Source organism: Pseudoalteromonas sp. P1-9 (assembly GCF_001399975.1).
GTDB lineage: Bacteria > Pseudomonadota > Gammaproteobacteria > Enterobacterales > Alteromonadaceae > Pseudoalteromonas.
The window spans coordinates 1-12,581 of the sequence record NZ_LKBD01000064.1 but is presented as its reverse complement, the minus strand read 5'-3'; the positions used below and the strand labels follow the sequence as shown (position 1 = coordinate 12,581).

Genomic DNA, 12,581 nt, shown 5'->3' with positions numbered 1-12,581 from the left:
GGTAATGAGCTAAACGCTCCGCTTGGGATGCTAGCGCTTGGTACGTCAAGGTCTCTTCTTGACAACGCAAGGCTATCGCGTCTGGCGTCACCTTCGCTTGTTGGATAAATTGGCTAATAAGCGGTTTTGTCTCATACGTGAGATCGGTTTGATTCAATTCATTGATTAAATAGTTTTTGCTTTTGTCGTCCAATAATGGGTATTCACTTAATTTAAGTGACAAATCAACACTAATCTCTTTTAATAATCGCGCATATGTCTCGGCAAAGCTCTTAACAGTTTGTTCTAAGAATAAATCAGTACTGTATATCCAAGCGACATGAATCTCACCATTTTGTTCAACTACACTAAGCTCAATATCGACTTTTGCAGGTTGAAACTCGCTCGAAAGCGCATTCAACTCTAAATCGGGAAGTGCAAGGCTTTGGTCTCCCGAACCAGTGTTATTCAATCCAAAGACTATTTGAAATACCGGGTTGTAACTAAGGCTTCTTTCCGGCTGCAACTCTTCAACTAACATATCGAAAGGTAAATCCTGGTTGGAATAGGCATCTAGGATCACTTGCTTGTTTTTATGCAAAAAGTCTTTAAAAGTCGGATCACCATCAATCTGAGTACGCAAAGAAAGGTTATTAATGAAAAAACCAATCAAACCTTCAGTATCCTGGTGATTACGACCCGCCATAGGTGAACCAATAACAACATCGTCCGTGCCACTATAACTTGAAACTAACCAAGCAAAAACGGACTCAAGCAACATAAACAAAGTGACATCCTGGCGCTGGCATAAATGAGTTAATGCCACACAAACTTTAGGATCAATTGATTGATAGAAAGAAGCTCCTTGATAAGACTGCTGCGTCGGTCTGACATTATCTAACGGCAATGAGTGAGTCTGGGGAAAGTCTGCTAGTTGGCTACTCCAGTAATTTAGTTGTTTTGTTAAATTTTCGCCTGACAATTTCTCGCGCAACCAATGCACATAGTCAACATACTGTATTTTTAACGGCGCTAACCTGCTATCTCTGTTCTCGCAATAAGCACTATAAAGCTCTGTAAACTCATTAATCAAAATACCTTGTGACCAACCATCACAAGCAATATGGTGCATTGTAAAAAGTAATAGGTGTTTTTGAGGGGCTTTCTTTATCAATTTTACTCGAAGCATCAAATCCTGGCTGAGATCAAAGGGCTTAAGAGCTTCATCAGATATGAATTGATCAATTTTAGTTTTTTGATTTGCTATTTCTAAACTGGAAACATCCTGGGTTTCGATCTTCAACTCCCGGACTGAATTCAGAATCTGTCTGATTTCTCCACCTTCATCTTGTCGAAATGTCGTTCTCAATACTTCATGTCGAGAAATTAGTGCATTTAAGGCATTTTCTAAAGCTTCTTGACTTAAACGCCCGACAAGCTCCACCGGAGTAAACATATTGTAGACAGCGCTTTGACCTTCCAATTGATCGATAAACCACAATCGCTGTTGAGTGTAAGAAACAGGATAATCATCAGCATTCCGCTCAATTCGATCGATTTGTTCCTGTTCGGCGTTACTTACATTTTCACTTCTCTGTAAGTACTCTTTAATGGCCACTTTATTATTTTTGATATCAGAAAGTAGCTGTTCTGGTAGTTCCCCATCACAAAGAAGGAAAAGCTCATCACCTTCAATCGAGAATTCAACTTCAGCTTCAATACAGGTATCGAGCAATTCTTCAATATTCATAGTGCAACCTTCTTATTTTTTTTGTTCTTACTCGTTAACATTGACTTACGCTTTTCCCATGCTTCTTTTTCAGCAATTAGCTGAGATAATTTATTACATAGACTTTGGAGATCATTGAGCTCAAATATTTCTCTAATAGAAAGTTCGATTGAAAAAACTCTGCGTAATTCTGAAATTAACCTAACCGATAAAAGCGAATGGCCCCCTAACTCAAAAAAGTTAGCTAAAACACTAATTGACTCAGCGTCAATTTCCAAAAGAGCTGACCAAATCTCAGTCATTTGCTTTTCTAAATCGGAACTGGGAGGGACGTACTCGGACTGGAAGTATTCTTGACTTGGTTCTGGCAATTTCGTCTTATCGACTTTACCGTTATGAGTCAGTGGAAACGACTCCAACGGCATAATAACCTTAGGCACCATATAATCTGGTAAACGGGTTTTTAATAACTTAATTAAATCTGTGGAAACCTGCTCAGGTAATTCAGTCTGTTTTTCTAAAGTAACGTAACCAATGAGTTGGCTTATAGATTGCTTTTCTTTACTCAGCTTTACCACTGCGTTTTTAACGCCTGTCAACTGTGAGATATTCGTCTCAATCTCACCAAGCTCAACTCTAAAACCTCGAATTTTTATCTGCTCATCGGCGCGCCCCAAATACTCTAACTCGCCACTTTTCATATAGCGAACCAGGTCGCCAGTTCGATACATTTTTTCTTGTGGATTGAGACTAAAAGGATTGCTTACAAAACGCTCGTCTGTCTGTGATTGATTGTTACTATATCCTTTAGCTAACTGAGCGCCACTGACATATAGCTCTCCAGCTGCGCCATAGGGAACTAGGTGTTTATTCACGTCTAAAATGTAGCATTGTACATTCGGAATAGTCCAGCCAATAGAAGGTTGATCGCTTTCGTTAAGATTTACCACCTTACTCGATACCAAGTGAGTTTCAGTAGGTCCATAATGATTAATCAGTTGGCACTGTGAATTTTGCTCCAGGTAGCTACGAAGCCCTTGAGATATAATCAATGCTTCTCCGGCAACAACAACCTCGCGTAATTCATTTAACGTTATCTCATCCTTGAGCAACTCTTCTGCCAATAAATTAAATACCGTCGGAGGCAAGAAGGCGCGCTCGATATGCAGTGCTTTCATCTCCCTTGGTAAGCTCGCCAAGTTCTTTTTACTATCTTCAGGCAAGATAATTAGCGGGCTGCCAGTAAACCAACAGGTCGCCATTTCTTGGTAGGAAACATCGAAACTAAAAGAAGTAAATTGAAGTGTTCTGCAACACTTCTGCAAGGTACCATCTGCCGATTGCGCAGACACCAAGTTGGAAATGGTTCCATGGGATTGCATTACCCCTTTTGGCCTGCCAGTAGAACCAGAAGTAAAAACAATATAAGCCAAGTCACTATTCTTGATCGTGATATGAGTTAGGTTATCAGTTGCAAAGTCAGCTAACGAATCATCTAAACTCGCTTGGTCAACAGGCATAAGAGAAACATCTGTAAACTGACGAACTCGCTCCGACAAAGTAGCCTGAGTAAGAATCAATTTTATATCGCAATCTTGCAACATATAGCCGAGTCTTTCATTTGGATACTCTGGGTCTAACGAAACAAAGATTGCGCCAATCTTCAAGATGGCCAGCATAGATAACACCATGTCCGCAGATCGCTCAACACAAATTCCGATTAGGTCACCTTTTTTAATTCCCTGACTTTCTAGCAAACGAGCAAGTTGATTAGATTTCTCGTTTAACGCTTTATAGCTATGATGAACACCCGAGTGTTCTATAGCCACCGCTTCAGGAGTCAGTTTTGCACTGCGTTCGAACAAGCCGTGGATCGTTTCACTGACCAATGAGATCTTTGTATCACTTACCAGATCTGAAAGCAAATAATTTCGCTCCTCGTCGGTGAGAATTTGATAGTCAAAAAGACTTTCACAGGTTAATAAGTTGACCAAGGCCTGATGCAAATTGGCCATCATTTTTTCCATTAAAAATGGGCTAAACCAATTACTAAAATATTTACAACTAATGTTTATTTCATCCGCAACAAATGCGGTTAACGTCATTGGGAAAGTCGTTTGCTCTTCAACTTCAACAGAGCTAATTGCAATACTATGTGTCAGTTCTTCTTCAGGAGATTGTTCAATTTCATCAAACGGATAGTTTTCAAAAACCATTAAGCTATCAAAGAGCTGAACGTCACGCTGAACTGCTGTTTCACCCTGAATATCTACTAATGACAAAAAGCCTTTCTCGCTGCTAGATTGGAAGTCTAGTTGTAAAGCCTTTAAATAGTCAGAAATGGGCAAATCTTCCGAGAAACTCACCTTTAGCGGCAAGCTATTGATGAACAGTCCAACGATAGTTTCTGCATTTTCAAGTTCGGGGGGGCGACCAGAAATCGTGCTACCAAAATAAACCTCATTATCACCTGAGTACGCGTGCAATACAGCACCCCAGGCAAATTGCAGCAAGGTGTTAATGGTTACACCATGCAAGCTAGCAAAGGCCTTAAGTTGTTCTGTTTTCACTTTATCTATGCTTACACTTTGGTCCCGATAAGCAAACTCGACGCTTTCCTCACCAGCGACATCCATAGGTAATTTAGTCGGTGCTTCCATATCTACCAGATAGTTTTTCCAATAGTCTGTAGCAACCGAGTTATCTTGCTTATCTAGCCAAGCGATATAAGACTCATAACTACTCGGTTCCGTTAATTCGGGATCTTGCCCGTGACACAAGCTTTGGTAAATACTCATCACCTCACCATAAATAATCCCTAAGCACCAACCATCCATTAACATATGATGGTGGGTAGATAAAAATTGATATTCCGTTTCGCTAAGTTTGAACATAGCGAAACGAAGTAGCGGCGCCGAATTTGTATCAAAGCCTTTAGCCTTATCAAGAAATAGGTATTCTTTGAATTTATCTTTAGCTTGTTCTTTCGTCAGTTTCGACCAATCTTCAAAGTGCCAAATCAGCTTCGCATTTTCACAAACCAGCTGGTGAAGCTGATCACCCTCACCGACAAATGCAGTTCTGAACACGTCATGTCGCTCGATAATCGACTGCCAAGCCTGACGAAAATTTGTGATGTGCAATTCACCTTCAATTTGCAATACCATTTGGGTGATATAAGCACCTTTTTCAATCGAACTATGGAACTGCATGCCCTGCTGCATTGAAGTTGCTGGGTAAAGCTTGTCGAGTTCGTAACTAGACTGCCAGATATTTAATTGTTCAGTGGTTACTTTAGCCAAAGGAAAGTCACTTGGGGTAAATTCACCCTTCTCTTTTTCCAGGCAATGTTCAATGAGCTCGACAAAGGCTAATTCAATACTTTGAGCGAGGAGCTTTATCGATTCAAATTCATACTGCTGTACGCTGTAATCCACTGAAAAATTCAGTCTCCCTCCTGCTACCATGCCGTTTAACGCGAGTAAATATTCTCTTTTTCTTGATGGGTTTATTGCTGTACCACTATTTTCTGATGCAAATGACACCCGCTCATTTTGCTCGGCAACCTGATCAAATTGCCCCAAATAGTTAAAGAGTATTGGTACGTCTGCGGACGTGGATTTATTAGGAAAGCTCTCTGGTGCTGCGAGATGTGTTAACACACCAAAACCTATACCGTTATTGGGTATGGCTCGAATCTGCTCTTTTACAGTTTTTATAATACTGCCAGCGTCAATCTCTTTATTTTCCAGTTTTACCGGATACATTGTCGTAAACCAGCCAACAGTTTCACTCAAATCTAAATGTTCGAATAGTTCTTCCCGACCGTGACCTTCCAGCATGACGGTTACGTCGTCAATGTTACGCCATTTATAGAGTCCTAAGCAGACTGCGGACAGTAATAACTCATTAATATGAGTTCGATAAACTTTAGGACATTCTTTTAACAGTTTTTCAGTTTGTGACTCCGAGAGCTGAATCATAATTGATTCAGAACTTGCTAAATCCGGAGTAGTATCGCTTTCTCTGTCAACAGGGAATGTCTTCTCTTCTTTCGGTAGCTGCTGCTCCCAAAAGCTTTTTTCTGACAGTAAGGTTTCAGAGTTCGCGAATTCGTTAAGTGCTGCACCCCACTGGGCATAACTCGACGATTTTTCTTCTAATGTCAGCGGAGAATGATCTAGGATTTGGTTTACTGCCATTTCAAGATCTTTCAAAATGATCCGCCAAGATACCCCATCTACAACAATATGGTGCACAACAATGAGGAGCCTAGAGCTATGTTGGCCTCTAAACAATTGTGCTTTAAATAAAGGCCCATTACTTAGATTTAGAGCTCGTTGGCAATCCTCGCTCAGAGATTCAATTATTTTAGGCCAACGGCTTTGGTCTTCAGGAAGTGTTGCTTCTGCGATGCAATCCTGCCAATTAAGCTTGGCAGAATCTACGTAGTGAGCACTCCATCGCTTTTCTTGTTGAGTAAAACGCAATCGCAACACATCGTGTCTTTTAACCAACGCCTCGAAAATAAGCGTTAATTGAGCTAACCCAAGTTCAGGTGGAATGCTGAGTAATACCGATTGGTTAAAATGATTTTCTGGTTCACCTTCGGAATGTAAAAATCCATGCTGGATAGGTAACAATTCTTGAGTTCCGCTAGTTTCTTCTTGCGGCCTGTCTTTCACAACACCCTGATTGACATGCTGAGATAATTGCTCAACGGTTTGATGCAAGAATATTTGCCGAGTCGTAATAGATATACCGACCTTATTCGCGCGCGAAACAACTTGAATAGACAAAATTGAATCACCACCCAGGGCAAAGAAATTATCTGTTATTCCTATTTTTTCAACACCTATGACTTGTTGCCATATATCGCAAAGCTGCATCTGGATCTCGTTAACGGGAGCAACAAAAGACGTTTTCTCAGTATAGTTTTCGGGTAACCTCAGCTTTTGTTTTGCAATTTTCCCATTTTGAGTTATCGGCATTTCGTCCAAAATGACAATTTGAGAAGGCACCATGTAATCGGGTAAACTTTTTTTTAACTCAGCGGTTAGCTTAGTCGTTATATTCTCTTCGTCTGTTTCAACTGTGACATAAGCAATGAGCTGTTTGCTACCGTTATTAATTTTCTGAGCAAGGACGACAGCATTTGAAACAAGTGGTTGCTGAATCAATTGATTTTCTATCTCTCCGGGTTCAATCCTAAACCCTCGAATTTTAATTTGCTCATCAGCTCGACCAAGGTACTCCAAATCACCCGAAGCTAAGGAACGAACTAAATCTCCGGAGCGATAGAGTCGTCCGTTTTCTTCATCTGACAAATTGTCATTGATAAATTTCTCGTCACTTAGTTGCTGCCTGTTTAAGTAACCGTTGGCTACGCCATCACCACCAATAACTAGTTCACCCACACTTCCAGGAGGCACAACTTGACCTGCTTTTCCCACAACATAGAGTCGTGTATTTTGTATTGGACGACCTATTGGAATTGACCTGTTTGTATCGATTTCCGTTTGCGGGACGACTTCATAAACACTACAACCCACAACGGTTTCTGTCGGTCCATATTCATTGACAAAGTATCCGTTAGGAAGAAACAAACGGAACTGACTTAATAGTCTACCCGTAAGTTGTTCTCCGCCAATAACAAAACGATGCGGGGTGGTAACGACTCCATCGAACATAGGCTGAATCGCGTCGATATGTGCCGGCGTTATCTTGAAAACACTAGGTGGCTCAGACTTAATCTTTGCAACTAAATCTACTAATAATTCATCCTCTCGATTGGTAGCAAGTGAGACAGTTTTACCAGCTACGAGTGGCCCCCAAAGCGTGGTCACTGTTGCATCAAAGTTGAGTGGAGAACTCACAACTCCCTGAAGTATGCCTTTATCAAAATAATGCTCTTTTGTATGGAGAAGGTAATTAATCAAGCCCTTGTGGTTAATCCCAACTCCTTTGGGCTTGCCAGTTGAACCAGATGTATAAATATAATAGGCAATATCATCAGGCTCGACTTGGCCAAGTTGACTTTCAGTATCTGAGTAGTGTGCGTACGCCTCTTCAACAGCAAAACTATCTAATGCAATAACTTGGCAGCCTGTTTCTTGATACCAAGCGTTAGATTCTGACCTATCGGTAAGCAATAAGCTCGCTGCACTATCCTCTAACATAAATCGCAATCGCTCTGAAGGTAAGCTTGGCTCAAGAGCTAAGTAAGCATTGCCACTTTTCAAGACCGCTAATAAGGCAATCAACAAATCGAAGCTCCGAGGTAAGCATACTCCGATGACATTCCCCATTCCGATCGAATTATCTATGAGGTACTCAGCAAGTTGTGATGATTTCTTATTCAGCTCGGAGTAACTCATGCTACCTTCAGCGAACTTAACTGCGAGCGCATCTGGTGACATTTTGGTATGACGCTGGAAGGCTTCTAACAGTGTCGGTGTCGTTTGAAGATATTCAGTGCTTTTTCCATGTTGACTTGAAAGCGTCTTGGTATCTTGCTCAGTTAGTCGCATCATTTGTTCGAAAGAAATGTGCGGGTTAAATGCAACTTCCCTTAATATTTTTTTCACATAGCAGGCTAAAGTCGAAATACTATGATGGTTAAATAAGGCTTTATTGTAAGTAAAGCTCAGTGTTAGCCCTTGCTCCCCCTCGAAAACAAACAGCGTCAGATCATATTTCGTTGTTACTTCCATTGCGCCAAATGGGGATAGTTCGAAGGATGTCTCGGTACTTTCACTCTCAGCGTTGGTATTCATTTCCAAGGTGATTTGAAACAATGGCGAATAAGACGTACTTCTTTGTGGGTTAAGCTGCTCTACTAAATAATCAAAGGGAATATCCTGATTCGCTTGGGCACCTAAATTTACTTTTTTGATTTGCTCAAGTAGCTCGCTAAATGTTGGTTGTCCTGACAAATCGGCTCTTAATGTTAACGTATTAACGAAAAATCCAATTAAATTTTCCAGAGATTTGTGCATCCTATTAGCAACAGGTGTTCCAATAACAATATCGTCATTATGACTAAACTGGGCTAAAGTTAGGCTGAACGCAGCGTGGATAATCATGAACAATGTAGATTGAGTAGACTGCGCCAAGGCATTTAGCCTTTCTGCGATGGATACGGGCAGAGAGACATCTACTTTATCACCGACAAAAGTTTGCTCTAACGGTCGCTTAAAATCAGTGGGAATAGAATGTAAGGCAGGCACATCCGCTAAATTGTCCAACCAATAATTCAGTTGATTTTCAAGTTTCTCCGTCTTCAACCAATCGTGCTGCCAGTACGCGTAATCAACATACTGGATAGTAAGTTCAGGTACAGGGCTTGGCTTGCTATGCTTAATGGCTTCATATTCGGCAATAAACTCATTAACCAGTATCGCGATAGACCAACCATCCGAAGCAATGTGATGCATGTTAAAGAGTAATACACCAGAACTCTGCGAAAACCTTAAATAGCTTGCTCGTAACATCAGATCTTTTTGCAAATTAAATACTTTCGTTGCATCTTGTACCGCCAAACTTTGAGCTTGAATGCGCTGCTCGTGGTCAGGCAACGTTGCCAAATTTACTTGCTTTATTTTAAACTCAAACTCAGTAAGAATGCGCTGAAGCACTTCATTCTCTGGCTGTAGAAACACCGTTCTAAGGGATTCGTGCCTTTCAATAATTCGACCAAAAGCTTCCTCTGCAACCTCAACAGAAAACGTTCCATTGACTTCAAATGCCGCTGGCAAGTTATACTCAGCACTGCCTTGTTGCAGTTGATCAATAAACCAAAGTCGCTGTTGAGAAAAAGAGGTTTTGAAAGGCTGGTTCAGCCTTTCAATACGATCTATTTCTTCATATCTCGGCTTGATATCTTGGCTCAGCCAGTTGATTAGCTCTTGTTTGTTTGCTTTTAACTCACCGAGTAATTCTGCCGTGAGGTTCTCCTTTTTGCCTTGGACTTTTAACTTTCCGTTGTCGTCTAATAAGATCCGAATATCTAACGACTTCAGTTTTTCGAAAAAGACAATCATATTCACAATTCTACTTCCATCTCGTCCGCACCAATCACATTATTTTGTTCAGCTGATATGCTGCTAATAAGTGACTTTGCGTATATTTGGGTGGCAAGTTCTTTCAAGCTTGTAGATTCCATAATAGTTTGAATCGGTAGTTCAATCTGCCAGTGCTCTCTTATTTCCGAAATTAACTTGATGACAAGCAATGAATGTCCACCTAACTCAAAGAAATTTGCAGTCGCGCTAATTTCATCGGTTTTGGCTTCAAGCAATTTGCTCCATATCTCAGCTAATTCAGACTCTGTTCCTGGCTCTGGTTGAATGAAGGTTTCTTGCATTAATGTTAAGTCAGGTTCAGGTAGTGCACCTTTATCAATTTTTCCGTTTGCGGTAATCGGAAGGCTTTTCATCGGATAAATAAATGAAGGCACCATGTAACTGGGCAGGTCTGAATACAAGAGATCCCTTAACCTTTTAGATATAGTGCGAATCTTTTCGTCTTCAGATTGCTGTTCCGATCCCGTGAGAGCAACTTCACTCAGGGTGACGTAAGCCAAAAGCTGATTTCCTACACCCTCTTTTTGTTTCGCTATCACCGTTGCTGCGTTAACACTAGGCAATTTAGCTAATTTAGACTCTATTTCACCGAGCTCAATTCGGAAGCCCCTGACTTTAACCTGATCGTCTATTCGTCCTAAGTACTCAACAACGCCATCTTGTCGATATCGAACAAAATCCCCAGTTCTATACATCTTCGCACCGGGAGACTGGCTAAATGGATTAGCAACGAATTTCTCACTTTCTTGTTCTGCGAGGTTAAAATAACCTTTAGCGAGCTGTGCGCCAGAGAAATAAAGTTCACCTATTGCGCCTTGAGTCACAAGTTGCTGCCGTTTGTTAAGAATGTAGCATTGGACATTAGCAAGAGGTTTCCCAATCGGCGCTGCTCCCACTCGATAATCCTTAACATGCATAGCCGTAACACAATGCCCTTCTGTTGGACCATAATGGTTATGCAATTCACAGTTACGATGAAGAGACATAAAATCTCTCAACTCATGGCTGATGACCAACGCCTCACCTGCAACTATAGCTTGTTGCAACTCCGGTAGTTCTTTCCCGCTTTTTAAAACTTGTTCAGCAATCATATTAAGTACTAATGGCGGTAAAAACACTCGCTCAATTTTTTGTTCTGCAAGTAATAACGGTAAGCTTTCTAATGACTTTTTCTCTTGATCAGTTAAGAGATAAGTCGGGCTTCCAGTAAACCAGGCAGTGGCTAACTCCTGAATCGACACATCAAAACTAAATGACGCAAACTGCAAGGTTTTAAGTTTATTCTTAAACTTCTCATCCCTTGTTTGCCCTAGTACAACGTTTACAATCGTGCTGTGTGTTTGAAGTACCCCTTTTGGCTTGCCTGTTGAACCTGAGGTAAATACCACATAAGCGAGATTATCCGGTTTGGTTGTTACATCTGTTAGGTTTTCTTTCGAAAAGTTTGCTATTTTTTCACTAATATCAGCGCTATCTATCTCAATTGTCTTTTTCGCTCTCGACAACGAAGTGAACCTTGCACTGTATGCCTGCTGCGTTATTAATATATCAAAACCGCAATCTTCAGATATATGCTGTAATCTCGCATCTGGATACTCAGGATCAAGTGGTACATAAGCCCCACCACCTTTTAATACCGCAAGCAGAGATATAACCATATCCAAAGAACGATTGGCACATACACCAACCAAATCCCCTGGATTTAATCCTAATTCAAGCAAATGATGAGCTAGCTGATTAGCTGTGTCATTCAACTCTGAATAAGTAAGTATTTCTCCGTCACATTCTATTGCTATTCCGTTTGGCAGTTTCAGTGCCTGGGACTCTACTAGCTGATGTATACACTTAATATTATAATTCTCTCTACTGTGCAAGCTTTCTATTAATAAGTTTTTCTCAGAATCTGTTACAAAAGAATTCGCAAAGTGGTTATCGTCTAGGTTCTCCTGCATTATTGTGAAAACTTTTTCATAGTAGTCACCTAGCTTTTTAATAAAGCCTTCGGAGTAACGAGAACTATCGTAAGCAAACGCGAGATCAATCTCTTCGGCTCCCACCATACGAGTCAAGTAAACAACTAAGCCATAGTTTGTTTGCTCAAATCCTGAAGCGCCGAGTACTTCGAGCCCTTGCTTTTCAACTTCATCAGAAACTGAATCGTAAACATGAAAATGTGTGTAGTTAAATAGTACTTCGTCTAATGCCATTCCAGATTGTTGCTGAACAATTGACAGCGGATAACGGCGATAATTAAACCCATTGGTATATTCACTATTTAGTGACGTTATCAACGCACGCCAACTTGCAGATCTCATATCATAAGAGAAAGGCAAAGAGTTCAAAAACAATCCAATACTGTCTTCTGCCCCTTCTTGCTCCGGACGGCCATTTACCGTAACACAACTTAACGCTTTATCGAAGCCACTCATCAACGAGATGACTTTTAAGTGACCCGCCAGTAATACCGACTGCAGAGGTACACCTAGTTGCTTTGATATATCGATGAGCTTTGATGATATAGCATTGAAACCAGTAACGTTATGCTCTTTTTGAGATTCCATTGTATGACTTGCACCCTCGCTTTCCTGAGGTAGCTGAGTAGCTGAGGTGTCTTCCAAAACGGCTGCGAAGTATTGCTCCGCTGTCGGATCGTTGATATCCCTCTGCTCTAAGGCAATATAATCTCGATAAGTCCAATCGGTAGCAACTGGAATCACTGCCTCACCCGCTAAGAGGGTTTCATAGTAACGATAAAGCTCGGTAGTAAGACTTACCCGGCTCCAACCGTC

The 12,581-nt window shown here is 40.9% G+C and carries 3 protein-coding genes; all 3 read right to left on the bottom strand.

The genetic code is table 11. The annotated features are described in order from the left end of the window. The coding region (locus AN214_RS21050; protein WP_235576791.1) for a condensation domain-containing protein at positions 1-1,729 on the bottom strand (1,729 nt) is incomplete at its 3' end. Next, the gene (locus AN214_RS21045) at positions 1,726-9,750 is read right to left on the bottom strand and encodes a non-ribosomal peptide synthetase (protein WP_054981511.1); all 8,025 of its coding nucleotides are present in this window, start codon (positions 9,748-9,750) and stop codon (positions 1,726-1,728) included. The genes AN214_RS21045 and AN214_RS21050, both read right to left, overlap by 4 nt. Positions 9,751-9,752: 2 nt before the next feature. Next, positions 9,753-12,581, bottom strand: a 2,829-nt coding sequence (locus AN214_RS21040) for an amino acid adenylation domain-containing protein (protein WP_152960830.1), incomplete at its 5' end; no start/stop codon positions are given.

Excerpts from the sequence above, each read along its gene's own strand:
- AN214_RS21045 (WP_054981511.1), bottom strand. The coding sequence starts at position 9,750 with ATGATTGTCTTTTTCGAAAAACTGAAGTCGTTAGATATTCGGATCTTA.